Source organism: Knoellia sp. 3-2P3, assembly GCF_029223115.1.
GTDB lineage: Bacteria > Actinomycetota > Actinomycetes > Actinomycetales > Dermatophilaceae > Pedococcus_A.
Genome location: NZ_JARGZE010000002.1, coordinates 603,016 through 628,336 on the forward strand (window position 1 = coordinate 603,016; position 25,321 = coordinate 628,336).

The 25,321-nt window shown below is 73.2% G+C and carries 25 protein-coding genes; 10 read left to right on the plus strand and 15 right to left on the minus strand.

The genetic code is table 11. The annotated features are described in order from the left end of the window. Positions 1-292 precede the first annotated feature (292 nt). The gene (locus P0Y31_RS08310) at positions 293-514 is read left to right on the plus strand and encodes a hypothetical protein (protein ID WP_275803384.1); all 222 of its coding nucleotides are present in this window, start codon (positions 293-295) and stop codon (positions 512-514) included. Positions 515-579: 65 nt separating this feature from the next. Then, positions 580-1,059 (plus strand): DUF456 domain-containing protein, encoded by a 480-nt coding sequence (locus P0Y31_RS08315; protein WP_275868239.1) that lies wholly within the window; start codon positions 580-582, stop codon positions 1,057-1,059. 44 nt (positions 1,060-1,103) lie between these two features. Here P0Y31_RS08315 and P0Y31_RS08320 read toward each other — a convergent pair whose 3' ends face one another. The 8 genes from P0Y31_RS08320 to P0Y31_RS08355 form a co-directional block, all read right to left on the minus strand. Further along, positions 1,104-1,565, minus strand: coding sequence for a DUF3040 domain-containing protein (locus P0Y31_RS08320; protein WP_275868241.1), 462 nt, complete (start codon positions 1,563-1,565; stop codon positions 1,104-1,106). Between the two features lie 110 nt (positions 1,566-1,675). After that, on the minus strand, positions 1,676-2,935 hold the full coding sequence (gene dinB, locus P0Y31_RS08325) for a DNA polymerase IV (RefSeq protein WP_275868244.1): 1,260 nt from the start codon (positions 2,933-2,935) through the stop codon (positions 1,676-1,678). Between the two features lie 57 nt (positions 2,936-2,992). Then, positions 2,993-3,769 (minus strand): methyltransferase domain-containing protein, encoded by a 777-nt coding sequence (locus tag P0Y31_RS08330; RefSeq protein ID WP_275868247.1) that lies wholly within the window; start codon positions 3,767-3,769, stop codon positions 2,993-2,995. Between the two features lie 57 nt (positions 3,770-3,826). After that, the gene (gene dnaE, locus P0Y31_RS08335; RefSeq protein WP_275868250.1) at positions 3,827-7,750 is read right to left on the minus strand and encodes a DNA polymerase III subunit alpha; all 3,924 of its coding nucleotides are present in this window, start codon (positions 7,748-7,750) and stop codon (positions 3,827-3,829) included. Then, positions 7,747-8,208: an SAV_6107 family HEPN domain-containing protein gene (locus P0Y31_RS08340; protein WP_275868922.1), complete on the minus strand. Its 462-nt coding sequence runs from the start codon at positions 8,206-8,208 to the stop codon at positions 7,747-7,749. Before P0Y31_RS08340 ends, dnaE begins: the two co-directional genes overlap by 4 nt. A gap of 16 nt (positions 8,209-8,224) precedes the next feature. Further along, positions 8,225-8,635 carry a DUF6504 family protein gene (locus tag P0Y31_RS08345; protein WP_275868253.1) on the minus strand — a complete coding sequence of 137 codons (411 nt, stop codon included), beginning with the start codon at positions 8,633-8,635 and terminating at the stop codon, positions 8,225-8,227. A 329-nt stretch (positions 8,636-8,964) separates the two neighbouring features. Then, entirely contained in the window at positions 8,965-9,483 is a 519-nt protein-coding gene (locus P0Y31_RS08350) for a YbaK/EbsC family protein (protein WP_275868254.1), read from the minus strand. A 123-nt stretch (positions 9,484-9,606) separates the two neighbouring features. Next, positions 9,607-9,990 (minus strand): VOC family protein, encoded by a 384-nt coding sequence (locus P0Y31_RS08355; RefSeq protein WP_275803401.1) that lies wholly within the window; start codon positions 9,988-9,990, stop codon positions 9,607-9,609. Positions 9,991-10,086: 96 nt separating this feature from the next. On the opposite strand from P0Y31_RS08355, the gene P0Y31_RS08360 reads away from it, so the two are divergent. Further along, the gene (locus P0Y31_RS08360) at positions 10,087-10,887 is read left to right on the plus strand and encodes an HAD-IIA family hydrolase (RefSeq protein ID WP_275868257.1); all 801 of its coding nucleotides are present in this window, start codon (positions 10,087-10,089) and stop codon (positions 10,885-10,887) included. Between the two features lie 48 nt (positions 10,888-10,935). Here P0Y31_RS08360 and metF read toward each other — a convergent pair whose 3' ends face one another. Further along, positions 10,936-11,874, minus strand: coding sequence for a methylenetetrahydrofolate reductase [NAD(P)H] (metF, locus tag P0Y31_RS08365; RefSeq protein WP_275868260.1), 939 nt, complete (start codon positions 11,872-11,874; stop codon positions 10,936-10,938). A 111-nt stretch (positions 11,875-11,985) separates the two neighbouring features. Between metF and P0Y31_RS08370 the strand changes: the two genes are divergently transcribed. After that, the gene (locus tag P0Y31_RS08370; protein WP_275868262.1) at positions 11,986-13,071 is read left to right on the plus strand and encodes a polyprenyl synthetase family protein; all 1,086 of its coding nucleotides are present in this window, start codon (positions 11,986-11,988) and stop codon (positions 13,069-13,071) included. Positions 13,072-13,156: 85 nt separating this feature from the next. On the opposite strand, the gene P0Y31_RS08375 is transcribed toward P0Y31_RS08370, so the two are convergent. Further along, a complete protein-coding gene (locus P0Y31_RS08375; protein WP_275868924.1) occupies positions 13,157-13,534 on the minus strand; it encodes an Rv2175c family DNA-binding protein in 378 nt (125 codons plus the stop codon). 214 nt (positions 13,535-13,748) lie between these two features. On the opposite strand from P0Y31_RS08375, the gene P0Y31_RS08380 reads away from it, so the two are divergent. The 3 genes from P0Y31_RS08380 to P0Y31_RS08390 all read left to right on the plus strand — a co-directional run bounded on the left by P0Y31_RS08380 (position 13,749) and on the right by P0Y31_RS08390 (position 18,115). Next, complete coding sequence (locus P0Y31_RS08380; protein WP_275868264.1) at positions 13,749-15,104, plus strand: LysM peptidoglycan-binding domain-containing protein; 1,356 nt, start codon at positions 13,749-13,751, stop codon at positions 15,102-15,104. Positions 15,105-15,215: 111 nt separating this feature from the next. Further along, positions 15,216-17,141 (plus strand): Stk1 family PASTA domain-containing Ser/Thr kinase, encoded by a 1,926-nt coding sequence (gene pknB / locus P0Y31_RS08385; protein WP_275868267.1) that lies wholly within the window; start codon positions 15,216-15,218, stop codon positions 17,139-17,141. 29 nt (positions 17,142-17,170) lie between these two features. After that, positions 17,171-18,115, plus strand: a complete 945-nt coding sequence (locus P0Y31_RS08390) for a DMT family transporter (RefSeq protein ID WP_275868269.1) — start codon at positions 17,171-17,173, stop codon at positions 18,113-18,115. An 18-nt stretch (positions 18,116-18,133) separates the two neighbouring features. Here the strand turns inward: P0Y31_RS08390 and P0Y31_RS08395 are convergent, their stop codons facing one another. The 3 genes from P0Y31_RS08395 to P0Y31_RS08405 form a co-directional block, all read right to left on the minus strand. Continuing rightward, on the minus strand, positions 18,134-19,138 hold the full coding sequence (locus tag P0Y31_RS08395) for a serine hydrolase domain-containing protein (RefSeq protein WP_275868271.1): 1,005 nt from the start codon (positions 19,136-19,138) through the stop codon (positions 18,134-18,136). Positions 19,139-19,217: 79 nt separating this feature from the next. Further along, entirely contained in the window at positions 19,218-20,282 is a 1,065-nt protein-coding gene (locus P0Y31_RS08400; RefSeq protein ID WP_345803631.1) for a GntG family PLP-dependent aldolase, read from the minus strand. 22 nt (positions 20,283-20,304) lie between these two features. After that, positions 20,305-21,657 carry a 3-deoxy-7-phosphoheptulonate synthase class II gene (locus P0Y31_RS08405; RefSeq protein ID WP_275868274.1) on the minus strand — a complete coding sequence of 451 codons (1,353 nt, stop codon included), beginning with the start codon at positions 21,655-21,657 and terminating at the stop codon, positions 20,305-20,307. A 143-nt stretch (positions 21,658-21,800) separates the two neighbouring features. On the opposite strand from P0Y31_RS08405, the gene P0Y31_RS08410 reads away from it, so the two are divergent. Genes P0Y31_RS08410 through P0Y31_RS08420 form a run of 3 tightly spaced genes read left to right on the plus strand, consistent with a single transcriptional unit; the run spans position 21,801 to position 23,354 of the window. Then, positions 21,801-22,658 (plus strand): ATP-binding cassette domain-containing protein, encoded by an 858-nt coding sequence (locus P0Y31_RS08410; RefSeq protein WP_275868275.1) that lies wholly within the window; start codon positions 21,801-21,803, stop codon positions 22,656-22,658. Between the two features lie 53 nt (positions 22,659-22,711). After that, on the plus strand, positions 22,712-22,957 hold the full coding sequence (locus tag P0Y31_RS08415) for a hypothetical protein (protein WP_275868277.1): 246 nt from the start codon (positions 22,712-22,714) through the stop codon (positions 22,955-22,957). A 58-nt stretch (positions 22,958-23,015) separates the two neighbouring features. Further along, positions 23,016-23,354 (plus strand): hypothetical protein, encoded by a 339-nt coding sequence (locus P0Y31_RS08420; protein WP_275868280.1) that lies wholly within the window; start codon positions 23,016-23,018, stop codon positions 23,352-23,354. A 42-nt stretch (positions 23,355-23,396) separates the two neighbouring features. Here P0Y31_RS08420 and P0Y31_RS08425 read toward each other — a convergent pair whose 3' ends face one another. Continuing rightward, complete coding sequence (locus P0Y31_RS08425) at positions 23,397-24,101, minus strand: response regulator transcription factor (protein WP_275868282.1); 705 nt, start codon at positions 24,099-24,101, stop codon at positions 23,397-23,399. Further along, positions 24,098-25,321, minus strand: a complete 1,224-nt coding sequence (locus P0Y31_RS08430; protein ID WP_275868284.1) for a DUF5931 domain-containing protein — start codon at positions 25,319-25,321, stop codon at positions 24,098-24,100. The genes P0Y31_RS08425 and P0Y31_RS08430 overlap by 4 nt, the downstream gene beginning before the upstream one ends.

Genomic DNA, 25,321 nt, shown 5'->3' on the forward strand with positions numbered 1-25,321 from the left:
CGAGACCATGGTCTCGGGCAGCGGCGTAGGTCACTCGCCCGGCGGCTTCATCGCCTGTTCGGACAGGCCCCTTGGCCCGAACAGCGCGACATGACGCAGACCACATCGCGGGCCAATGCGAGGTGGGAAGGATTGTCCATGCTTGACTGTTACATCCAGCGCCGGGAGGCAGCGGGCTCGACCTCGGGCTCAACCCCAACCCGGCGACGGACGTCAAGGCAACAGACGTCAACAGAAGTACAACCGGTCCGCACCGAGCACATCGCGGACCCACTGACGAGAGAAGGCTGACGTGACCACTGCACTGGCACCCTCCCTGACCGCGGCTGACCGCTGCGACCGCTGCGGCGCCCAGGCCTACGTGCGCGCCCGCCTCTACACCGGTGGCGAGCTGCTCTTCTGCGCCCACCACGGCCGCGAGCACCTGCCGAAGCTGCGCGACGTCGCAGAGATCCACGACGAGTCCGACCGGCTCAACGAGACCCCGGAGTCCGCTCCGGTCGACGAGCGCTGACGCTCACCGGTGGCTGACACCGGTCTGACGCCCCCTCACCGCTCACCAGCACGAGCCCACCGCCCGTGACGGAGATCTGGGTCCCTGCGGTCCTGATCCTCATCGGGCTGGTGGGCATCGTCGTGCCCGTGCTGCCCGGACTGTTCCTCGTCCTCGGCGCGGTGCTGCTGTGGGCGTGGGAGGTCTCGACCCCCCTGGGCTGGTGGGTGTTCGGCATCTCCGCCGCCCTGTATGCCGGCGGGGTGGCCCTGCAGTACCTCGTCCCGGGCCGCCGGATGCGGCAGGCGGGGGTGCGCACGTCGACCCTCGCCCTCGCCGTGGCGCTGGGCGTCGTGGGGTTCTTCGTGGTGCCGGTGGTGGGGGCAGCGGTCGGCTTCGTCCTCGGGATCTACCTGGTCGAGCACGGTCGCTCGCGGGACGCCCGGGCCGCGTGGAACGCGACGAAGACCGCCCTCAAGGCGGTCTTCCTCAGTGTCGGCATCGAGCTGCTGGCCGGCCTGGCGATCACCACGACGTGGGTGGCTGGAGTCCTCGCCAGCCGGTAGCCGTTCCGCGCCGGCCGGTAGCCGCGAGCCGGGGGTCGGGATTGCTAGTAGCGGTCCCCGCGGCGGCGGTCCCAGCGGTGCTCGAGCCGCTGCATGAACGACTCGTGCCCACGACCGCCCCGGCCACCCTGGCTGCCGCTGCGGGGTCCACGAGCGGCCCGCATGCTTCCGCCCTTGCCCTTCGCGCGGCCCTCGGCGCGCCGGACGCTGCCGTCGGGCTGCACCGCCCCGAGCGCCATCTTGGCTCGCCGCGGCGGGGTGAGGGCGAAGACGACCGCGAGCACCATGACGGCGAACCCGGCGGCACCGACCCACATCGTCGTGCCGACGCCGACGAACACGAGCGCGAGACCTGCGAGGACCCCGACTCCACCGATGATCATGCGGCGGCGGGCAGCGGCCCGCGCCCCGGCGCCCTGCATCTGCGAGGCGAACTTGGGGTCCTCGGCATACAGCGCCTGCTCCATCTGCTCAAGCAGCTGCTGTTCGTGCTCTGACAGCGGCACGGTGACCTCCCGGTGTTGCCTGCGATGCCATCGTCTCTAACGCACGAGCGGGCCGAATCGTCCCCTGCGGATGAACCGCTGTCGTCGCCGGTCAGCAGCCTGCGTTGGGTTCAGGATAGGTCCCCCCGCTGAGTTCGGAAACCGGTATGCCCATCCTCGATCAGGCTCGCCGGACGCACGCTCCCGGCGCCGAATCGGGCGCTGGCGCGGTCGACCGCGCGGTCGGCCTCACGCCACCCGTGGTCGGGCACGTCGAGCAGTCCCTGGATGGGGGCACCGTCGGAGTCGACGAGCTGTTCGACCCGCACCCCGACCAGCCGGATGCGGGCCCGCTGGAGCCCGAGGGCGTCGTAGAGGCCGCGGGCGGTCTCGTAGATGTCGCGGCTGACGTCGGTGGGGTCGCGCAGGGTCTTGGAGCGGGTGATGGTGGTGAAGTCCGAGAAGCGCACCTTGATCGAGATGGTTCGGCCCATGAGCCCGGCAGCGCGCACCCTGGCCGCGGTGCGGTCGCTCAGCTTGAGCAGCTGGCGGTGGATGTAGGCGGGGTCGTCGACGTCGTGGGCGAAGGTCTCGTCCGAGCCGATGCTGCGCTCGCGGCGCACCGGTTCGACGCCGCGCGGGTCACGGCCCCAGGCGAGGTCGTGCAGGTGGGCGCCGGCTGCCTCTCCCATGGCGCGCTTCAGGGTGGTCACCGGGGTGTGGGCGATGTCGGCGACGGTGCGCAGCCCGAGCCGCAGCAGGGCCTCCTCCGTGCGGTCACCCACCCCCCAGAGGGCGCCGACCGGCAGCTGCTGCACGAAGCTGACCACCTCGGCGCGCGGCACGACCACCATGCCGTCGGGCTTGGCCAGGCCCGAGGCGAGCTTGGCCACGAACTTGGTCGGGGCCACGCCCACGGAGCAGGTGATGCCCTGCTCGTCGGCGACGGTGTCGCGGATGAGCTGGCCGATGGTCGCCGGGGAGCCGAGCCGCCGCACCGCCCCCGCCACGTCGAGGAACGCCTCGTCGAGCGACAGCGGCTCCACCGCGGGGGTGACGGAGGCGAAGGTGGCCATGACCGCGTCGGAGATCCGGCTGTAGAGGCGGTGGTCCGGCGGCAGGACGGTGGCCTGTGGGCACAGCCTGCGGGCCCTGGCCATCGGCATGGCCGAGGTGACACCGAACCGCCGCGCCTCGTAGGTGGCCGAGAGCACGACCCCACGGTTTCCGCCGCCCCCGATGATCACGGGGGTGCCCACGAGGTCGGGGTGGCTGAGCAGGGTCGCGGACGCGTAGAAGGCATCCATGTCGACGTGCAGGACGGTGCAGCCGGTGTCGTCCGGCGGGGTGTCGGAGGTGCGCTCGGGGAGCGCGAACTGGCGGCGGCTCACCGCGGGCCTCCCCCGGCCGGGTGGCGGGAGGGGCTGGGGGCGCTGCCGCCGCGCAGGTCAGTCGCGGCTGGCGAGGACGTGCAGGGACGCACCGAGCTGTCCGAGGAAGCCGAAGTCGGGGTGCCGGCTGGCCTCCTGCTCGAGCCGGAGCAGGGCCAGGCGGTCGGCCTCGGAGTCGACCAGGGCCGACGGGACGAGGTCGCTGAACAGGCGCACCCCGTGGGAGTCGCGGACCGTGAACCCGGCGGCGGTGACCATGGCGGTGAGGGCCTGCGCGTCGAACCGTCGTGGCAGCGGGTCCCCGGGACCCCACCGGCCGTCGGCGCTGGTGAGGGCGGTGTGGGCCTGGGAGAACTGCCCTGCCAGCACCCTGGCGAGCACCACCGCCAGGCGCTGGGCTGCGACCAGGCTGAGGTGGCCACCGGGAGCCAGGACGCCCGCGAGCGAGACCAGCGTGGCCTTCGGGTCGTCGACCACCTCGAGGGTGCCGTGGCAGCAGACGAGGTCGACCGGCTCGTCGCCGAGGAGCTCGCCGAGGGTGTCGGCGTCGCCCTGCAGGGCGGTGATGCGCTCGGCGACACCGGCCTCGGCGCTGCGCCGGGACAGCGAGGCGAGGGCGTCGGGGCTGGGGTCGACCACGGTGACGTGGTGGCCGTGCTCGGCGAGCGGCACGGCCAGGCCACCGGTGCCCCCGCCGAGGTCGAGCACCCGCAGCGGCCGACCGAGCTCGGCCTCCTGGCGGGTGACGAGGTCGAGCACGGAGGACCAGACCGCCGAGGTGCGCAGCGAGGTCTCGACAGTGCCCCGGCGCCCGCGTCGGTGCTCCTCGGCCACGGCTGGCTCCTCTGCTGGTGGGATGGCTGATGGGACGGCTGCACGTCGTGCTCCACCCTAGTGCCCCGAGCTTCCCGGGCTGGAGTGCCACAGCTTGCGCGGCGGGCTGAGGTCCTCGGGCACCACCGCGCCGGTCGCCAGGCGGCGGCTGCCCTGCACGTCGCTGCCGGCGGGCCTGGTGTCGGCGTACGGCGACTGGCGGAACCCCGAGGCGTGCACCAGCACCCGGCGGCCCCGCGGCCGTCCCTGCTGCCCCTCGCTGCCGTCCTGCCCGGCCGCTGCGGCCTCGTGTGCCTGGAACTGCGCCCGGGCGGTCGCCTCGTCGTCGTCGATGGCCGTCAGGACGGCATCGAGCCCACCGACGGCCCAGGCGTCCCAGAGCCGGGACAGCTCCCAGGCGCCGGTCGCGCGGATGGACACCCCCCGGTCGCCGGTGCGGCGCACCACGCCGCGGACCAGCAGCATCCACGAGTGGAACACCACCTCGGCGTAGGGGCCCTGGACGTCCTCGAAGAAGGTGGCGTCGACCGGCCCGGTGGAGTCGTCGAGGGTCAGGAAGACCACGCGGCGCCCGGAGCGCACCGGAGGCGTCTGGGTGGCTACCTTGACCCCGGCGACCCACACCGTGGAGCGGCTGCGGGCTCCCAGCAGGTCGCGGCTGCGGGTGACGCCGAGCGCACGGAGCATCGGCTCGTAGAACCCGACGATGTGGGCGCTGGCATCGAGGCCGAGGATGTCGAGCTCGGCCCGGACCCGCTCGGGGCCGGTCATCTCGGGCAGGCCGGTGCCGGCAGTCAGCTCGGGGCTGTCGCCGAGGTCGAGGGCGAGCTGGGTGGGCTGCTCCGCGGCAGCCACGACCGGCAGTGCCGCCTGGGACTGCGCCGCCGCGCGACCGCGCACGTCGGCGCCACCCACCTCAAGGCTCGGTATGCCGTCCTGACCCGGCCCGCCGGCATACGTCGCCCCGCTCTTTCGTCCGCTCCGCGGGCTCACCCGGCGGCTCGAGCTCGCGACCGAGCGGGACCACCGGTCGAGCTCGGAGACGTGCAGCAGCAGGTCGCGCCGGGTCACCCGGCCGCGGCGGCCGAGGCCGCCGGTGCTGGAGGCCATGCCGTAGAGGGAGTCGAACCCGCCGGCGAGCACCAGCCGCTCGGCGACCGGGCGGGAGACCCGGGCGCGGTTCCAGAAGTCGGCGAGGCTGAAGTAGGGCTGGCCGGCGACGATGCGCGCGACCTCTGCCTCACTGATGCCCTTGACGTCGGACAGCGACAGCCGGATGCCGTAGGCCCGCCCGTCCGGCAGGTCGGGGTGGGCCGGTGCCTCGCGGGAGTGGTGCTGGTCCAGGATCCGCGGCGGTGGCTCGTCCCAGGGGTCGACCTTCTCCACGCGGTACTCCCCCGCCGAGGCGTTGACGTCGAGGCCGAGCACCGCGATGCCGAGGCTGCGGGCGTCGTCGAGGATGAGGCGCTTGGGGTACATCCCCGGGTCATGGGTGAGCACCCCGGCGAGGAAGGCGGCCGGGTGGTGGGTCTTCAGCCACGCCGAGTGGTAGGTCGGCAGCGCGAAGGCCGCGGCGTGGGCCTTGCAGAACCCGAACGAGGCGAACGACTTCAGCACCTCCCAGATGCGGTCGGCGTCGGCCGGGGCGTAGCCGCGGGCCCTCGCTGCGGGCCGCCACCAGGCCTCGACCTCCTCCTGGCCCTTCGGGCTGCCCATGGCACGGCGCACCTCGTCGGCCTGGGCCAGCGTGACGCCGGTCGTCTCGGCGACGATCTTGAGCACCTGCTCGTGGAAGACGACGACGCCGGCGGTCTCCTCCAGCGCGGGCACCAGCGTGGGGTGGAGGTACTCGACGGGCTTCCACCCGTGCCGGGCCTCGAGGAACGGCGTGATCATGTCGGACTTGACCGGGCCGGGCCGGAACAGCGAGATGTCGATGACGAGGTCCTCGAAGCGCTCCGGGCCGAACTTGCCGATGAGCTCGCGCTGGCCGGGGCTCTCGATCTGGAAGCAGCCGAGGGTGTGGGCGGTGCGGACCAGGCGGAAGGTCGCCTCGTCGTCGAGGGGCACCTGGGCCTGGTCGTCGAGGTCGACCTCGACCCCGTCGACCCGGGCCACCTCCTGCACGGCGTGGGCCATCGCCGACTGCATCCGGATGCCGAGGACGTCGAGCTTGAGCAGGCCGAGGGTCTCGACGTCGTCCTTGTCGAACTGGCTCATGGGAAAGCCCAGCCAGCTGGCCTCGACGGGGGTGCGGTCGAGCAGGCCGCTGTTGGACAGCACCACACCGCACGGGTGCAGCGCGATGTGGCGGGGCAGGCCGTCGAGCCGCTCGACGAGGTCGAAGAGCAGGCGCAGCCGCGGGCTGGCCAGCCCCCGGCTGCGCAGCTCGGGCAGCTCGGCGATGGCGCTGCGGGCGTCACGGGCGCGGATGTGCGGGAAGGCCTTGGCGATCTCGTCGACCTCCTGCGGCGGCAGGCCGAGGGCCGCACCGACGTCGCGCACCGCGTGGCGCACCTTGTAGGTGTCCATCATCGACACGCAGGTGACCCGGTCGCCGCCGAACCGCTCGAGGATGCGCTCGTAGACCTCGGTGCGCCGGGCCGACTCGACGTCGATGTCGATGTCGGGCAGCTCCGCCCGCAGCGGAGAGCAGAACCGCTCCATCAGCAGGTCGTAGCGGATGGGGTCGACCCCGCTGATGCCGAGCAGGTAGTTGACCAGCGACCCGGCGCCCGAGCCGCGCGCCGCCACCCGCACACCCATCTCCTTGATGAGGTCGACCACGGAGGCGACGGTGAGGAAGTAGGTGGGGTAGCCGAGCTCGGCGACCACCTTCAGCTCGTCGGTCAACCGGCTCTCGATGGCGTGCCGGTCGCGCTCCCCCACGTCCGGGTAGCGGGTGGACACGGCGGCTCGGCAGCGCTCCTCGAGCACCGACTGGGGGTGGGTGCCCAGCTCGATGGCCAGGGCGGACGGCTCGGGCAGGTGGACGGCGCCGATGCCGAGGTCGCGGCGGGCGTCCTGGGCGCACTCCAGCGCGACCGCCAGGGTGCGTGCGACGAGCGCGTGGGCCCGGGCGGTGTCGCCGGAGGTCACCTGCCGGGCGACGGCGTGCATGGCCGGGGTGCTGGCCAGGTGGGCGGCGTCGGTGACGCGGTCGAGGTGGCGGGTCTCGAGGAGGACGAGCCGCCGGGCCGCGTCGAGCACGTCGACGACGGCGCTCTCCCCCGGGTCGACGTGCCGGACCGCCGCGGTCAGCACCGCGGGCACGCCGCTCTCGTCGGCCAGCCCCAGCAGGCGGGCGGCGTGCCCGCGCGAGGCGGGCGTGCCCTCGGGGCCGCCGTGGCAGACCACCTCGATCGCCAGCGCGTCGGCCGGCAGGAGCCGCTGCCAGGCAGCCAGCAGGGCCCGGGCCCGGTCGGGGCGCCGGGCGAGCAGCGCCCGACCGACGTCGGAGTCCGGCCCGAGCAGCACCACCAGCGGGCTGGGCTCGTCTCCGTGCGCCACGGTCACGCTGCGCGCGGCGATGGTGCCCGGGGTCGTGACCGGCTGGCCGCGCTCGCCGCGCAGGTGGGTGTCCGTGACCAGCCGGCACAGGGAGGCCCAACCCACGCCGGCGGGCACCCCAGCGCCGCGTCCTCGGGCGAGCACCGTGACCCGCGGGTGGCGCGGGTCACGGACGGCGCCGCCACGCACCGGGGTGCGCTGCTTCACCTGCTCACCGGCGCGTGCCGTGCCGTCGCCGAGGGGCTGCGGCTCGGGCTCGACGGCGAGGTCGACACCGAGGACCGGCGCGATGCCGGCGGCCGTGGCTGCCTGGACGAACCGGACCGCTCCGTAGAGGCCGTCGCGGTCGGTCAGGCCCAGAACGGGCTGGCCGTGCTGGGCTGCGCGCTCCACCAGCGCCGCCGGGGTGGATGTGCCGTAGCGCATCGAGAACCCTGAGGCGACGTGCAGGTGGGCGAAGTCACCGTTCACGCCCACGCCGTCGGGACGAGCACGTCGTGGTGCACCGGGCTCACGGGCAGGCCGAGGTTGCGGCAGACCAGCCCGATGAAGGTCTCGGCCTGCCGGAGCAGGTCGTCGGCCTCCCGGGCGCTGACCGCGAGCCGCGCAGGACGCTCGAGCCGCTCGGGTCGTGCGGTGGCGACCGCGAAGAACTCGGCCCACTCGGTCAGCTCAGGCGCTGCCGCGGGCACCAGTTCCCAGAGGCTCTGCGGGCCGCCCGGACGGGACCCCCGGGCCCGGGCTGACACCAGCGCCGCCGCGGCCCGCATGGCCCCCAGCCGGGACTGGCGGTAGCGCTCGGTGACGTCACGGGTGTGGCAGGCCTGCAGCAGGTCGGCCCGGGCGCGCTCGACCAGCTCGAGCGTGGTGGCGGCCGTGGCCCGGGGCGGGGGCGTGGCCGGTGACGGGGACCGTGCGGACAGGCTCATCGTGGTCACCGCCCTCTCAGTCCGCGACCCGCAGGAGGCGCCACTGCTGCGAGCAGGCACCGGCCCCCGGGTCGATGCCGAGGTCGTAGACCCCGGTGCCGGCCATCCGGCCCGCGCTCGCCTCGACGCGCCACACCTGCCGCTCCCGGGCGTCCCCGAGGACGTCGCCGCCGACGTGGGTGCCGGAGGTGCCGGCGTCCGGGCCGGAGCCGACCGTCGCGACTGCAGCGGGGACGCGTCGCTCGTCGAGCGCGTCGCGCCACCACGGACGGCGCTCCTTCCAGTGGTCGAGCACCTGGCGGACGACGTAGAGCCGCCCACGCCAGACGAAGGCGTCGGGAACCGCCCCGGATCCGGTGGCACCACCCGGAACGGCCTGCTCGGTCGTGGCCCGGACCTCGATGGGCTCTTCGTATCGGCGCACCACGGCAGACTCCTTCCAGGGTTCATGGGATGTGGGGCCCTGGCCCTGCGAGGGCGGGGTCGAGGCGCCTGTCGCAGGGCCAGAGCCGCACCGGCCCGGTGTCAGACCCGAGGCGGACGATGGGAGTCCGGGAGAGGACACCACTGCCGCGGGGGGCGCACGCCGGATCCGGCATGTTCGAACAGGTGTTCGAATAGAACGAATGTACACCTGCCCTCGGACAGCCCGTCAAGGGGAACGCCGGGACTACCTCCCGGCAGGGAATCCGGCGCCGAGCCAGTCGCCGCCTGACGACCAGAGGCGCACCGGCTTGCCCCGAGCGCGGTCACAGGTCAGGCGACCTCGATGGCGTGGCCGCCGGTGACCCGCAGCAGCTCCTCATAGGTGGTGCGGAAGACGGTGTGGCTGTGGCCGACCGCTGCCCACACGTAGGGATAGCGGCTCAGCGAGACGTCGACCACGGTGCGCACCGGGCTGGTGTGGCCGACCGGCGCCACGCCGCCGATCGCGAAACCCGTGGCGTTGCGGACGAAGTCGGCGTCCGCCCGGTCGATGTGCGCGATGCCCGTGAGGTCCGCCACCTTCGCGAGATCGACGCGGTGGGCGCCGGACGTGAGCACGAGCAGCGGGGTGATGGAGCCGTCGGCGTCGTGGGCACGGAACACCAGGGAGTTCGCGATCTCGGCCGGGGTGATGCCGAGAGCCGAGGCGGCTGCGGCGGCCGTGCGGACGGCATCGGGCAGGGCGACCACCTCGGGGTGGACGCCGTGGACCGCCAGTGCGGCGAGCACCCGCTGGACCGCGGGGTGCCCCAGCGGGGACTCCTGGGGTGCTGCGATGCCCTCTGCCATGGCCAGAGCGTAGTGATCACGCGTGGTGATCGGGAGGCTCTGACCGCGCCTCGCGCGCGGATGCGTGTGGCCGGGACACGACGTCCCGGCCACACGGCATACCGAGGGCAGCTCTCAGGCGGGTCAGAACCCCTGGTGGATGCAGAGGACGTTGCCGTCCGGGTCGAGGAACCAGGCAGCCTTGTCGCCGTCCATCTCGGCGATGTGGTTGACCGTCTTCAGGCCCGGCAGGTCGTAGTCCTCGAAGGTCACGCCTCTGGCCTCCAGCTCGGCCATCTCCTTCTCGACGTCGCCGACCTCCCAGCTCACGGCTGTGCTCTTCGACTGGCTTCCGGCCTCACGGGGAAGCAGCACGAGCGAGTCGCCGTGGGCGAGGCCGAACCGCAGCTCCCCCATGCTGTTCGCCCCCTCGAAGGGCAGGCCGAGCCGGTCTGCGTAGAACTCCTTTGCGCGATCGGTGTCCGTGACAGGGAGCATCGTCGCGATCGTGCTCGTGGTGAGGGACATAGGTGAGCACCTCCTTCGACGTCTTCCAGCGTGCGCCTGTCCCGCCACGCGGCACCATCCACCACAGTGACTAGCCCGCGCGGCAGAATGGGGCGCATGACGACGCCCCGACCGGTCGAGTGCTGGCTCACGGACATGGACGGCGTGCTCGTCCACGAGGAGCGGGCCATCCCCGGCGCGAGCGACTTCATCGCGGCGCTGGTCTCCTCAGGGCGCCGCTTCCTGGTGCTGACCAACAACTCCATCTTCACCCCGCGCGACCTGCGGGCCCGGCTGCGCGCCGGCGGGATCGACGTGCCCGAGGAGTCGATCTGGACCTCCGCGCTCGCCACCGCCCAGTTCCTCGACGACCAGCGCCCGGGGGGCTCGGCCTACGTCGTAGGCGAGGCGGGCCTGACGACCGCGCTGCACGACATCGGCTACACGATGACCGAGCGCGACCCCGACTACGTGGTGCTCGGCGAGACGCGCACCTACTCGTTCGAGGCGATCACCAAGGCCATCAGGCTCATCGAGAACGGCGCGCGGTTCATCGCCACCAACCCCGATCCCTCGGGGCCGTCACCGGCGGGCACCCTGCCGGCCACCGGGTCGGTCGCCGCACTCATCACCACGGCCACCGGGTCGCAGCCCTACTTCATCGGCAAGCCGAACCCGCTGATGATGCGCAGCGCCCTCAACCGCCTCGACGCCCACTCCGAGTCGACCGTGATGATCGGCGACCGCATGGACACCGACATCATCAGCGGCCTCGAGGCCGGCCTGCGCACCGTGCTGGTGCTCACCGGTTCGACCCGGCCCGACCAGGTGCACCGCTTCCCCTACCAGCCGACCCGGGTGCTCGAGTCGATCGCCGACGTGGTCCCGCTCGTGGAGCAGCTCCAGCCCGTGCCCTGAGCCGTATGCCGCGTGCGCGCCTCCAGCGCGCGGGCGCCATCGGCGACGTCAGCCGGTGGTCTCGACGCCGGCCACGGGGAGGCTGAGGTTGCCGTGGACCTCGAGGGTGGCGGTGGACCGGTTCATGGTGATGAAGTGCAGGCCGGGCGCCCCCTCGGCCAACATCCGCTCCGCGAGCTCGGTGGCGATCTGCACGCCGACCTCGCGGATCGCCGCCGGGTCGTCTGCCACTGCCTCGAGCCGTGCGACGACGGCGGGCGGCAGCGGGGTGCCCATCAGCTCGGACATGCGCGCGATCTGCTTGAAGCTCGTCACCGGCATCAGGCCCGGCGTGATCGGCAGGTCGCAGCGGGCGGCGACCGCGTCGCGCAGCCGCAGGTATGAGTCGGCGTCGAAGACCATCTGGGTCACCGCGAAGGAGGCCCCGGCAGCACGCTTGCGCACCAGCACCTCGACGTCGTGGGCGAAGTCGGGCGACTCCGGGTGCACGTCGGGGAACGCGGCGACGCCGACGGTGAAGTCGCCGAGCCCGCGCACCAGGGCGACGAGGTCCTCGGCGTGGTCGAGCCCCCCGGGGTGCGGCACCCACGGCCCCCGCACGTTGCCGGGCGGGTCACCGCGCAGCGCGAGGATGTTGCGGACGCCGGCGGCGGCATACTGCCCGACCACCTGGCGCAGCTGGGCGACGGAGGCGTTGACGCAGGTGAGGTGCGCCAGCGGGGTGAGCGTCGTCTCGCGGGCGATGCGCTCGGTGACCCGCACCGTGCGGTCCTGGGTCGTGCCGCCCGCGCCGTAGGTCACCGAGACGAAGTCGGGCCGCACACGCTCGAGGCGGCGGATCGCTTCCCAGAGCACCGCCTCGGAGGCGTCGTCCTTGGGCGGGAAGAACTCGAAGCTGATCGAGGGGCCTCGGGAGGCGAGCATGCGTGGGATCGACCGGGTGATGTTCTCCGGTCGACGCAGCCGGGAGGGCTGTCCGAGTGCCATGCGGCGAGAGTAGTTCAGCAGCCCTCACGTTAGGCTCGGGGCTACACATCCTGAGACCGCCGGCCGCAGCGACGACAGACGTGGCAGGCCCACCGCCGCCTAGGAGGCGCAGTGCGCAACCCGCTCGATGCCGCCGACCTGCGCTCCCGCGTGCAGGAGTGCGTCGACGCCGAGCTGGCCACGCAGGCAGCGGTCCTGGCCGAGGTCGGGCCCGACACCCAGGACCTGCTGGCAGCGGTGCGCTCCCTCCTCGCCGGCGGCAAGCGCCTCCGGGCGGCCTTCCTCTACTGGGGCTACCGCGCCGCCGGGCAGCCCGACTCCCCCGCCCTGGTCCGCCTCGCGACCGCGATGGAGTTCTTCCAGGCCGCCGCGCTCATCCACGACGACGTCATGGACGACAGCGACACCCGGCGCGGCCTGCCCGCCGCCCACCGGGCGCTGGCCGCGCGGCACAGCGACGAGGACTGGTCCGGCGACGCCGACCGGTTCGGGGTGGCCGGCGCCATCCTGGCCGGGAACCTGTGCCTGAACTGGACCGAGGAGCTGTTCGCCACCTCCGGCCTGCCTGCCGAGCACCTGGCCCGCGGCCGGGCCGTCTTCGACCGGATGCGCACCCAGCTCATGGGCGGGCAGTTCCTCGACGTCGTCGAGTCGGTCCGCTCGTGGGAGGGCCTGAGCACGGCCGAGCGCATCGAGCGGGCCAGCCGGGTGATCCGCTACAAGAGCGCGAAGTACACGATCGAGCACCCGCTGCTCATCGGCGCCACCGCGGGCGGCGCCGGCGAGGCCGACCTCGCCGCGCTGTCGCGCTACGGCCTCGACCTCGGCCACGCCTTCCAGCTGCGCGACGACCTGCTCGGCGTCTTCGGAGACCCGGCCGCCACGGGCAAGCCCGCCGGCGACGACCTGCGCGAGGGCAAGCGCACCGTGCTCATCGCCCACACCCTCGAGGGGGCGGACGCGCACGGCCGCGCGGTCGTCGAGGCGGGGCTCGGCCGACCCGACCTCGACGCCGCAGGCGTGGAGGCGATGCGACGGGTCATCGTCGACTCCGGGGCCGTCGACGCCGTGGAGGCGGAGATCGCCGGGCTCGCCGACGCGGCCCGGCTCGCGCTGAAGTCCACCTCCGGCCTCGCCGACGAGCCGCTCGACGTGCTCGACGCGCTCATCGACTTCTCGACGGCCCGCTCGGCCTGAGACCGCCCCGCGCCCCCCGCGCAGCGGGGACGGTGCACAGGGCGCGCCGCGGTCGGTGTGCCGGCCGGCACACCGGGCCCTCACCTCAGATGGCGGTTTCCATCGCGCGCCGGCGCACCTCGGTCTTGAACCCGGAGGCCAGGGCGTCGATCGGGGCCCCCACGACCGGCAGGGTCGCGTCCGGGGTGAAGAGCCAGCGCAGGATCTCGTCGTCGTGCATGCCGCCGTCCCCGAGCACGGTGAACGTGCCCTTCAGGTGCGGCAGGGCCCGCTCGTCGAGGAACCTCGCAGGCACGTGCACGATGCGGCGCTCACCGAGCCGGGCCGCGAGCAGCTCACGGTCCTCGATCATCCGCCGCACCGTCGCCAGCGGGACGCCGAGGCGCTCGGCCACGTCGGGGACCGTCAGCCACTCGCCGACCAGCTCCTCGAGCGGGGTGTCGGTGGGCTCATCGGGGGTCATCGGCGCCTTCTCGCTCACGCGCACAGCCTGCCAGCCATCGGCGGCAAATCAAATTACATCGATGTAAGTCGATATGACCCGTGGCCATCTGGTGTACCTTCACACCAGTCCCACTGATCACACTGACCACATTCGAGCACAACTGATTACCTGAGCCTCACCAGCCCGCCGGGACACGACCGTCCCGCGGGGGGCGCGCTGAAAGGACTCCCTCATGCCTCCGGTCTTCGCCCACCTGCCGGCCACGCCGCCGGCGGCGCTGCCCCAGACGGCGATCGTCCAGAAGAGCAAGCCTGCGCCGCACGGCTGGACGACCCACGTGGTCCGCAGCGGTGACACCGTGGCCGAGATCGCGCTGCGCTACCGCACGTCGAACGCCGTGGTCATCCAGAAGAACCGCCTGCGCGGCGGCGGCCACATGCTGCGCGTCGGCCAGCGACTCGCCGTGCCCCGCACCGCGCAGATGGCCGCCCAGGCCGCTGCCCGGGCCAAGGCCGCCCGGGTCGCGGCGGCCAAGCGGCGTGCCGCGGAGGTCCGGCGCACCACCTACACCGTGCGCTCGGGTGACACCCTGAGCGGCATCGCGGCCAAGCGCGGCGTCTCCCTGGCCGCGCTGCTCAAGCGCAACCGGCTCAAGGCCACGTCGACCATCTACGCCGGGCAGAGGCTGCGAATCCCCGGCGGCTCGTCGGGCGCCGCCACCTCGACAGCGCCTCGCCGCACGGCCTCCGCCTACGCCACCACCACCTACCGGGTGCGCTCGGGCGACACGCTCGGCGCCATCGCGCAGCGCGCCAGAATGCCGCTGGGCACCCTGCTCAAGCTCAACCGCCTGTCCATGCGCAGCGTCATCCACCCCGGCCAGGTGATCCGGGTCAAGGCCTCGAGGGCGGCAGCCGCCAGGGCCGCGGCCGCGGGCCGGACGCGCTACACGGTGCGCTCGGGAGACACCCTCAGCGGCATCGCGGTGCGGCTCGGCACCACCCAGGCGGCCCTGGCCAAGGCCAACCGCCTGCGCAACCCCAACAGCCTCCAGGCTGGTCAGCGCCTGTGGGTGCCCGCCCGGGCGGCGAAGAAGGCGGCCGCGTTCAGCAGCAACACCTTCGAGGGGCGGACCTACCCCAGCGCGGTGGTGCGGGCCGCGGCCCGCAACCGCGCCCACCTCGCCCGGGTCTCGGTGCCCAGCCGGGCCCAGACGCGCCAGATGATCATCAACACCGCACGCCGCCACGGTGTCGACCCCCGGCTGGCCCTCGCCGTCAGCTGGCAGGAGTCCGGCTGGAACCAGCGGCAGGTCTCGGTGGCCAACGCCATCGGCGCCATGCAGGTGATCCCCTCTTCGGGCGAGTGGGCCTCGCAGATGGTCGGCCGACGCCTCAACCTGCTCAGGACCCAGGACAACATCACGGCCGGCGTGGTGATCCTGCGCTCGCTCACCCGTTCGGCCAAGAACCTCGACCAGGCGATCGCCGGCTACTACCAGGGCCTGTACTCGGTGCAGAAGAACGGCATGTACGCCGACACCAAGCGCTACGTCGCCGCGATCAAGGCCCACCGGGCCCGGATGTGAGCAACCCCACGGCCGTCCTCGGGTAACAATCGCGCTGCAGAACTCCCGGCACGCGGCTCTCCCACGGGGCTGATGTCGGGGATCGGCCCGATCTCTACGTAGACTCTGCGGGTGTCTTCTGGTGTGACCGAGTCCCTCGTCGGGCGTGTGCTCGACGGGCGATACCGCGTGTTGTCGCACATCGCCGACGGTGGCATGGCGACGGTGTACCTCGCCCTCGACACCCGCCTCGACCGCGAGGTGGCCCTGAAGGTCATGCGTCCCGGGCTCGCGGCCGACGAGACCTTCGTCAGCCGGTTCCGCCGTGAGGCCCGCTCGGCCGCCCGCCTGTCCCACCCCAACGTCGTCGCCGTCTTCGACCAGGGCGAGGACGAGGGCAGCATGTTCCTGGCCATGGAGTACGTCCCCGGCCAGACCCTGCGCGAGGTCATGCAGGCCGAGGGCCCCCTGACCCCGCGAGCCGCCCTCGACTTCCTGGACCCGATGCTGCAGGCCCTCGCCTCGGCGCACCGGGCCGGCATCATCCACCGCGACGTCAAGCCCGAGAACGTCATCCTGCGCGAGGACGGCACCGTCAAGGTGGCCGACTTCGGGCTCGCCCGGGCGGTCACCACCCAGACGACCGCGGCCCAGACCGGGATGCTGCTCGGCACCGTGGCCTACCTCTCCCCCGAGCAGGTCGAGCGCGGCATCGCCGACGCCCGCAGCGACGTGTATGCCGCCGGGCTCATCCTGTTCGAGATGCTCACCGGCACGAAGGCGTTCACCGGTGACACCCCCATCCACGTCGCCTACCAGCACGTGCACGGCTCGGTGCCCGCGCCGTCGTCGCGGGTGCCGGACGTGCCCGCCGAGCTGGACGCCCTCGTGGCCCTCGCCACGTCGCGCGACCCCGACCAGCGGCCGGCCGACGCCGACGCCTTCCTCGCCGAGGTGCGCAGGATCCGTGGGGCGCTCAGCCCGACCGAGCTCGACCACCGGCCCGAGGGACCCGCCGCGGTGGCAGCCGGCGCCAACACGGTGCCCGTCGCCCGCACCACCGCGCTCCCGCTCGGTGCCGTCGGCGCCCGCCCAGCGGGAGCTGACGCCGCACCCACCGCGGTGGTCGCCCGGGGCGACGACACGAAGGACCCCACCCGGGACGGTTCAGCGGGCAAGGGCCCCTGGCGCTGGGCGCTGGCCGCCCTGCTGCTGCTCGCCGCCGTCGCCGCCGGCCTCTGGTACTTCACGATGGGGCCGGGCTCGCCCACCGTCGTGCCCGTCGTGGCGGGCAAGACCTACGAGCAGGCGCAGCGCGAGCTGACCGCGGCGCACCTGAACGCCGAGCGGGTCGACGCCTTCGACGAGAAGGTGGCCAAGGGCCGGGTGATCTCCGGCAACCCCGGGCCGGGCGCCGAGGTCGGCCGCAGCACCACCGTCACGCTCACGGTGTCCAAGGGACCGGAGCGCTACACCGTGCCCGAGCTCGTGGGCAGCACCCAGACCGAGGCCAAGGCCCGGCTGGCGGAGAACCGGCTCGCGCTCGGCGCCACCAGCGAGGCCTTCGACGAGAAGGTCCCCGCCGGCCAGATCGTCTCCACGGCGCCGAAGGCCGGCACGGCGCTCAAGCGCGGCGCGGCCGTCAACATCGTGGTGAGCAAGGGCCGCCAGCCCATCGAGGTGCAGGACTTCACCGGCAAGCCGGCCGACCAGGCGGTGGCCACCCTGACCGACGCCGGCCTGCAGGTCGACGCCACGAAGCAGGAGTTCAGCACCGACGTGCCCAAGGGCAGCGTGATCTCGCAGTCGCCGGCCAGCGGCACCCTCTTCCGCGGCGAGACGGTGGTGCTCGTGGTGTCCAAGGGTCCCGAGATGGTCAAGGTCCCGAACGTGCAGGGCAAGCAGCTCGGCGAAGCGCGCACGATCCTCGAGGGCGCCGGGTTCCAGGTGAAGGTCGAGAGCTTCATGGGCGGCATCTTCGGCACCGTCCGCAGCCAGAGCCCGGCTGCCGACGCCGAGGCGCCGAAGCGCAGCGTCGTCACCCTCGTGGTCGTCTGACCGCCTCGTCCCGGCCCCGCCCCACCCCCATGACCGTCGCCGCACCCACGCGCTTCTCCCTCGGCGCCGCCCGGCTGGCCACACTGCTGCTCATCAGCGTGACGGCGGTCTGGGGGTCGACCTTCTTCCTCATCCGCGACCTTGTCGCACACGTGCCCTCGGCGGACTTCCTCGCCGTGCGGTTCGCCATCGCCGCCGTCGTGATGTTCGCGGTGTTCCGGCGCCAGACCTTGGCCCTCTCGCGCGCCGACGTCCTGACCGGACTCGCTCTCGGCGGGCTCTACGGCGCGGCCCAGCTGCTGCAGACCACCGGGCTCGAGCACACCGACGCCTCGGTCTCGGGGTTCGTCACCGGCACCTACGTGGTGCTCACCCCCGTCTTCGGCGCCCTGCTGCTGCGCGACCGCATCAGCGGGTCGACCTGGGTCGCCGTGGGTCTGGCCACGACCGGGCTCGCGGTCCTCTCGCTGCGCGGCCTGTCGATCGGCTACGGCGAGGCCCTGACGCTGGGCTCGGCGGCGCTGTACGCGCTGCACATCATCGGCCTCGGCCGGTTCAGCCGGTCCCACACCGCGACCGGGCTGGCCACCGTGCAGGCCTTCGTCATCGCCGTCCTCTGCTTCGGGGCGGCCGCCGTGAGCGGGGAGAGCGGGGTCGTCCTGCCCGACGGTAGCGGCCAGTGGACGTCGCTGCTCTACATGGCGCTCATCGCCGGCGCGGGCGCCCTGTGGGCCCAGACCTGGGCCCAGTCGCACCTGCCGGCCACCCGGGCCGCGATCGTCATGACCCTGGAGCCGGTGTTCGCCGCGTTCTTCGCGGTGCTGGCCGGCGGCGAGCGCCTGACCGCCCGGATGCTCGGCGGTGGCGCACTGGTGCTGACGGCGATGTACGTCGTCGAGCTGCTCGGTCGCCGCAAGCCGGAGGTCACGGCCGAGGAGGACCCGCCGGCCGAGCTGCTGCACCACGAGGTGTAGCCCGCCCGCAGCTGCCCCTCAGAGGCCGAGCCGTTCGCCGAGCAGCCTGACGACCGGCCAGGCGCCCTCCGTCCAGTTCGAGATGACGGTGTAGGTGGTGGACGACGAGGGCTGGTGCAGGCTGGTGAACGACACGCCCGCGTCGTACCCCTCCAGCCAGACTGCGTCACCCGTCGCGTGCAGGTCGAACCCGAGACCGCAGCGCCTGGACTCCTGCGGCCACTCGCTGTGCGGTCGCACCATCTCGGCGACCCTCTCGCGCGAGACGATCCGTCCGGCGAAGAGGGAGTCCCAGAAGGTGCTGAAGTCGGCCGCGGTCGAGTAGATGCCCCCGTCGCCGTTGCCGAGCACGGGGAGATGGAACACGTTCGTTCTCGGGCCGTCGACCGAGAGGTAGCCCAGGGCAGCGCGTCCCGGGAGCTCGTCGGAGCGCAGGAACGTGGTGTCGACCATGCCCGCGGGCTCGCAGACGAGCGTGCGAACCAGCTCGTGGAAGCCCACACCGCTCGCCCGTTCGGCCAACAGCGCCAGCACGACGTAGCCGCCGTTGTTGTACGCGAAGCGCTCGCCGGCGGGGAACACGGTCTCGTGCCCGTCCAGCACCGGCAGGAACTGCTCGGTCGTCACGAGCTCGTGCGGCGACACCGGCAGCACGTAGTCGGCGATGTCGTCGACGGCGTCCTCGTCGAAGTAGTCGCCGATCCCGGACCGATGGGCCAGCAGGTGCTCGACCGTCACGTCGTCGGCGATGAGGGGCAGGTCGTCGCCGAGCAGCGAACGGGCGGTCGTGCCGAGCTCGAGGTTCCCCCGCTCGACCAGGCTCATGACCGCCAGCGCCGTCAGGCCCTTGGTGCCACTCGCGGTCGCGAACAGGGTCTCGAGCGTGTTCGGGAACCCGTGCGCCCGGTCGGCCAGGCCGTAGGCCGCGGCAAACTCGGTCTCGCCCGAGCGGTCGAGGCGGACCACGCCGGAGAACCCGGTGCGCTCCGCCGCCTCGTCCACCGCTTCCCTGAGTGGCTGCATCGCACCGAGCCTAGCGACGAGCCGCTCCGCGGAGCGCCCCTTCGAGGAGACCCGCTCATCGGCGCGTCGGTGCCCTGGACTAGTGCGGACCCTTGGCGAGCAGCGGCACCAGCTCGGAGATGGCCAGGTCGGTGCCGTCGTCGTCGACGTCGAGGTGCCAGACCAGGCGCACCGCGGTGCCGGACACGGCATACAGGCGCACGCCCCGCTCCGCGGCTGCGGTGACGAACTCGCCCGGTGCCCAACCGGCGGCAGAGACGTCGAGGACGACGATGTTGGTCTCGACCCGGGCGGGGTCGACGCTGGCGGGCACCGCCTCCGCCGCGGCCTGCGCGAAACGCCGCGCCCGGGCGTGGTCGTCGGCCAGGCGCTCGACGTGGTGGTCGAGGGCCCAGAGGCCACCGGCAGCGAGGATGCCGACCTGGCGCATCCCGCCACCGAACCGCTTGCGCCAGATGCGCGCCTGCGCCATCTGCTCGGCCGAGCCGACCAGCACCGAGCCGACCGGTGCCCCGAGCCCCTTGCTCAGGCAGACGCTGACGGTGTCGAAGAGCCGGCCGTAGTCGGCGAGGGCGATGCCGGTCGCGACGTGGGCGTTCCAGAGGCGGGCCCCGTCGAGGTGCATCGCCACGCCGCGCTCACGCGTCCCGGCCCGCAGCGCCTCGACCTGGTCGAGCGGCTGGATGGTGCCGCCGCCGAAGTTGTGGGTGTTCTCGACCACCACGAGCCGGGTGTTGACCTGGTAGGCGCCACCGTCGGGGATCATCAGCGCGAGCGGCTGCGCGGCGTCGAGGAGGCCGTGGGGCGCGACCCACGACCGCGAGCTGATGCCCGACAGCACGGCGGCCGCGCCCATCTCGGCGCGCAGCACGTGGGCCAGGGAGTCCGCGATGAGCTCCTCCCCCGGCTTGACGTGCATCCGGATGCCGAGCTGGTTGGCCATCGACCCGGTGGGGGTGAACAGCCCGGCCTCGTGCCCGAGCAGCTCGGCGACCCGCCGCTCGAGTTCGCGGACCGTCGGGTCCTCACCGAAGACGTCGTCGCCGACGGCGGCCGCCGCCATGGCGGCGCGCATGCCCTCGGTCGGGCGGGTCAGGGTGTCGGAGAGCAGGTCGACGGCGGGCGTGCGGATGGTGTCCCCCAGGGCAGTCGGTGGGTGTGACCGGTCAGTCGCGCGAGATCATCTCGGCGACGAGGAACGCCAGCTCCAGGCTCTGCTGGTGGTTCAGTCGCGGGTCGCAGACGCTCTCGTAGCGCAGGTTGAGGTCCTCGTCGAGGATGCGCTCGGACCCGCCGATGCACTCGGTGACGTCGTTGCCCGTAAGCTCGACGTGGATGCCGCCCGGCACCGTCCCCAGGCCCTGGTGCACCTCGAAGAAGCCACGGACCTCCTCGACGACGTCCTCGAAGTCGCGGGTCTTGTAACCCGACGCCGACTCGAAGGTGTTGCCGTGCATGGGGTCGCAGATCCAGGTCACGAGCGCCCCGGACGCCGTGACCTTCTCCACCAGGTGCGGCAGGGCGTCGCGCACGGTCTGGGCACCCATCCGGGTGATGAACGTCAGCCGGCCCGGCTCGCGCTCGGGGTCGACCCTGTCGATCAGCCGCAGGACGTCGTCGGGATGGGCCTTGTTCGACAGCTTGACGCCGATCGGGTTGCGCACCTTGGAGACGAAGTCGATGTGCGCGCCGTCGAGGTCGCGGGTGCGCTCGCCGACCCAGATGAAGTGCCCGGAGGTGTCGTAGAGGTCTCCGGTGCGGCTGTCGACCCTGGTCAGGGGCCGCTCGTAGTCGAGCAGCAGGGCCTCGTGCGCCGAGAAGAACTCGGTGGTCCTCATGGCCTCGAAGTCGGCGCCGCAGGCCTGCATGAACTTCATGGCCTTGTCGATGTCGCGCGCCAGCCGCTCGTAGCGGGAGTTGGCGGCGTTGGCGACGAAGCCCCGGTTCCAGTCGTGCACGTGCCGCAGGTCGGCGAAGCCGCCCATGGTGAAGGCCCGCACGAGGTTCAGCGTCGCGCTGCTCGCGTGGTAGGCGCGCACCAGCCGCTGCGGGTCGGGCGTGCGCGCGGCCTCGGTGAACTCGAAGTCGTTGACCATGTCGCCGCGGTAGGCGGGCAGGGTCACACCCTCGCGGGTCTCGTCGTTGCTCGAGCGCGGCTTGGCGTACTGCCCGGCCATGCGGCCGACCTTGACCACGGGCACGGACGCGCCGTAGGTGAGGACCGCCGCCATCTGCAGGATCGTCTTGACCCGGTCGCGGATGTTGTCGGCCGTGGCGCTGGCGAACGTCTCGGCGCAGTCGCCGCCCTGCAGCACGAACGCCTCACCGCGCGCGGCCGCGGCCATGCGGGTGCGGAGCACGTCGCACTCGCCGGCGAACACCAGCGGCGGATAGGTCGCCAGCGTCGCGATCGCGTCGGCGAGCTGCTCGGCGTCCGGCCAGACCGGCTGCTGCGCAGCGGGGAGGTCGGCGCCGGCCGCAAGGCTGGCGAGGGCGTCGGAGGCGTGGGTGGTGCTCACCCGTCAAGGATAGGTCGCGCCGCCCGGGGGCCCGTGACGGGCCCGTATGCCGGGACCGCGCCCCCGCGTGCCGGGAACCTCCGCCCCTTCACCCGGCATCGCGCGGCGGCGTGTGCTGGAGGCACCCGGCCCCCGGAGACCCCATGTCGAAGACATCCGTCCAGCCCACGCAGACGCCGACGCCGCCCACCCCGGCGGACCCGGCGATCCGCTGCGACGGGCTCACCACGGACTACGGCAGCGGTCGCGGCCTCTTCGACCTCGACCTCTCCGTCCACAGGGGCGAGGTCTTCGGTCTGATCGGCCCCAACGGCGCGGGCAAGACCACGATGATCCGCCTCCTCATGGGCCTGATCCGACCCGGCCGCGGCCGCGCGACGCTGTTGGGCCTCGACGCCCAGGCCGACTCGCTGGAGCTGAAGCGGCGCATCGGCTACCTCCCGGGCGGGCTCCCCCAATTCACCGGCGTCACCGCCGGCTACGTCGTCGGCCTCATGGCGGGGCTGCGCGGGGTGGACCCCTCCCGCATCACGGCACTGGCCGAGCGGCTCGAGCTCGACCTCGGCCAGCGCTTCCAGAGCCTCTCCCGCGGCAACAAGCCGAAGGTCGGGCTGGTCCAGGCATTCATGCACCGGCCCGAGCTGCTCATCCTCGACGAACCCACCCTCGGCCTCGACCCCCTCGTGCAGCACGAGTTCCGGCGCCTGCTCACCGAGTCGGCAGAGGCCGGCGCGACCGTGCTGCCCTCCTCCCACGTGCTGGCCGAGGTGGAGCGGGTCTGCGACCGGATGGGCCTGATCCGCAGTGGCCGGCTCGAGCACGGTCGCGTCGAGGTGGTCCTCGCTGCGCCCGTCTCCTGGACCCGCCTCGTCAGGGAGAGGGTCCTCACCGTCCTCGTCGGGTCCGCAGTCATCACGGCGGCCGGGCTCACCGCCCTGGTGCTGGGGGCGAACCGGCGGGGGTCGAGGTCGACGCGCAGGGGCTGGGTCGCCTCGGCCTGAGCGTCCTGCTCTTCGCGGGCGCCCTCGGCGGGGTCGCGGCACTGGTCGTGGCGGTGGCCCGCACCGGTCCGGCCATCCCGGTCCTGGCGGTCTTCCTGGCCACCTCCTCCCTCCTCGGCCTGATGACCCCGATGCTCGAGTGGCCCGAGTGGGTGGGCAGGCTCTCGGTCTTCGCCGCCCTCGGCCACCCCTACCTCGAGTGGCCCGCTGCCGGAGGGTTGGTGCTGATGGTCGGGCTCTTCGCCGGAGGCGTCCTCCTCGCAGGCGTGGTCGCGGAGCGCACCCCCAAGGTCGCCTAGCCGTGAGCTCCTCGTCCCGGACGCGTCACTCCGCGCCGGCTGCGTCGTTGTCCCGGTCGTGAACAGCTCTGGGTCGCCCGTCGCGGCGACGTCGTCCCCCCGTCTCGCCGCCCGCGGCCCGTCCCGGCTCGACGCGGTCGCCGTGGCACTCCTGTCGGGGTTCGTCGCCTTCGCCGCGCTCGGCCTCGCCGGCTGGGGCTTCGAGACGGACCCCGGGCGGCAGCTGGTGCGAGACGCGCCGCAGCTGGTGGTGTGCGGCGTCGCCGGGGCGGTGTGCGGGGCGTCGCTGGCCTGGGCGCTGCCCCGGCATCGTCGCGTCGTCGTCGTGCTCGGCGCAGTCCTCGGCACGATGCCCGCGGTGATCATGGCGACGGCGTACTTCACCCACCGCTACTGAACCCACCGCCACCGAACTCACTGCCACCGAGGCGGCGACGACCTACAGCTCTGGCGTCTCGAGGCCGCGGGCGATCGCGAACCGGACGAGCTCGACCCGGTTGTGCAGCTGCAGCTTGCCGAGGGTGTTCTGCACGTGGTTCTGCACCGTGCGGTGGGAGATGAACAGCTCGGACGCGATCTCCTTGTAGGACATGCCGGTCGCCACCAGCTTGAGCACCTCGGTCTCACGCGCGGTCAGCTCGGGGATCGGGCGCCCCGGGTCGACCTGCGGCTCGTTCGACATCCGGTGGAACTCCCCCAGCACGAGCCCTGCCAGCCCGGGGGTGAAGACCGCCTCACCACGCGCCGTGGCCCGCACCGCGTCGATGATCTCCGGGCTCGACGCCGACTTCACGAGGTAGCCGGTCGCCCCGGCCTTGACCGCGTCGAGGACGTCCTGGTGCTCGCCGCTGGCCGACAGGATCAGCACCCTGGTCTCGAGCCCACCGACGGCTCGGCACACCTCATGACCGGCCAGGCCGGGGAGGTTGAGGTCGAGCACCAGCACGTCCGGTCGCGTGGCCTTCGTCCGGTTCACCGCGCTCGGCCCGTCACTGGCCGTCGCGAGCACGCTCAGGCCCGCCTCGCTGAGGTCGCGCGCAACGGCGTCGCGCCACAACGGGTGGTCGTCGGCCACCACGACCGTGACCGGCGATCCGGCTCCACCGAGCACCTCGGCCGACTCGTCCTGCTCCGCGTCCCTCATGCCTGGTCTCCCCCGCTCACCGTGTGCGGAGCCCGCTTGGGCGCCCGCATCCGCACCGTCACTCCCGACCCCTCGCGGCCGGACCACTGTGCGTCGCCACCAAGATCCCGCAGCCGGCCGCGGATGCTCGACGCCACGCCGAGACGGCCGGCGGCGGCGGCTTCGGCGAGCCGGCCCGACGGCATACCGGCGCCGTTGTCGCGCACCGTGATCGCCACGTCCGCGCCCTCGTCCTCGACGAGCACCCAGGCCTGCGCGCCGTCGCCGGCGTGCTCGCGCACGTTGTCGAGCGCGGCGCCGACCGCCGCCTCGAGCTCGGCAGCCGCCGCCTCCGGCAGCAGCACCGGCTCGGCCGGGGCGACCAGGTGCACCCGCTCACCGCCGTGCCGCGCCAGCAGCGCCCGCAGGTCGACGTCGCCTCCCGGTGGGGGCAGCTCCTCGGCGTCGGTCGCCGTCACCAGGGCCCGCAGACGGCGCTCCTGCTCGGCCGCCATCGCGCCCAGCTCGGCCGCCTCCCCGCCGAGCTGGCCGCCGCGACGGTTGACGAACGCCAGCGTCTGCAGCACGCCGTCGTGCACCGTGCGGGCCAGCCGCTCGCGCTCGCGCACGCGGGCCTCGAGCAGCAGCGCCGTGCGCAGCTTCGCGTGGCCCTCGCGGGCCAGGTCGACGGCATACCCGATGAGGGTGCCGATCAGCAGCAGGAGGACGACGTTGTTGACGGTGTGGAAGGTGGGGTCCTGCACCTCGAGCAGGTCGACGACCCCGATGAACAGGGCGGCGAGGAACCCTCCCCGGCGGCCGAGGAGCACCGCGGCCGACACCACGGCCGCCGCCGGCCAGAACGTCGGAACGGTCGGGGCCCCCGAGTGGATGACGGCCTCGCTGTCCACGAGGCGGGTGGCCAGGATGGCGCCGGCCGCGATCCCGAGCTCGGCGAGCACCAGGGTGAGCGTGCGGCGACGGTGCACCACGAGAAAGGCGGTCCAGGCACCGAGCACCGCCAACACGGCCCAGGCCACCTCGGGACGCACCATCTGCTCGTGGCGGTCCCACGCGGCATACACGGCGTAGGCGAGCGCCAGCGGGCGCAGGACGTCGATGCCCTTCCAGAAGGCCTCCACCACGCCGGGCTCGGAGCCCTCCGGCGGCACCGCCGGGGCGCGCCCGGCCTCCGCCGGCTCCCCCTGGGCGGTCACCGGCGGGTCCCCCTGGGCGGTCAC

Coding starts and splice junctions, on each gene's coding strand:
- P0Y31_RS08360 (WP_275868257.1), top strand. CDS start 10,087: ATGACGACGCCCCGACCGGTCGAGTGCTGGCTCACGGACATGGACGGC.
- P0Y31_RS08425 (WP_275868282.1), bottom strand. CDS start 24,101: ATGAGGGACGCGGAGCAGGACGAGTCGGCCGAGGTGCTCGGTGGAGCC.
- P0Y31_RS08410 (WP_275868275.1), top strand. CDS start 21,801: ATGTCGAAGACATCCGTCCAGCCCACGCAGACGCCGACGCCGCCCACC.
- P0Y31_RS08380 (WP_275868264.1), top strand. CDS start 13,749: ATGCCTCCGGTCTTCGCCCACCTGCCGGCCACGCCGCCGGCGGCGCTG.
- P0Y31_RS08355 (WP_275803401.1), bottom strand. CDS start 9,990: ATGTCCCTCACCACGAGCACGATCGCGACGATGCTCCCTGTCACGGAC.
- P0Y31_RS08350 (WP_275868254.1), bottom strand. CDS start 9,483: ATGGCAGAGGGCATCGCAGCACCCCAGGAGTCCCCGCTGGGGCACCCC.
- P0Y31_RS08340 (WP_275868922.1), bottom strand. CDS start 8,208: ATGAGCCTGTCCGCACGGTCCCCGTCACCGGCCACGCCCCCGCCCCGG.
- P0Y31_RS08395 (WP_275868271.1), bottom strand. CDS start 19,138: ATGCAGCCACTCAGGGAAGCGGTGGACGAGGCGGCGGAGCGCACCGGG.
- P0Y31_RS08375 (WP_275868924.1), bottom strand. CDS start 13,534: ATGACCCCCGATGAGCCCACCGACACCCCGCTCGAGGAGCTGGTCGGC.
- metF (WP_275868260.1), bottom strand. CDS start 11,874: ATGGCACTCGGACAGCCCTCCCGGCTGCGTCGACCGGAGAACATCACC.
- P0Y31_RS08390 (WP_275868269.1), top strand. CDS start 17,171: ATGACCGTCGCCGCACCCACGCGCTTCTCCCTCGGCGCCGCCCGGCTG.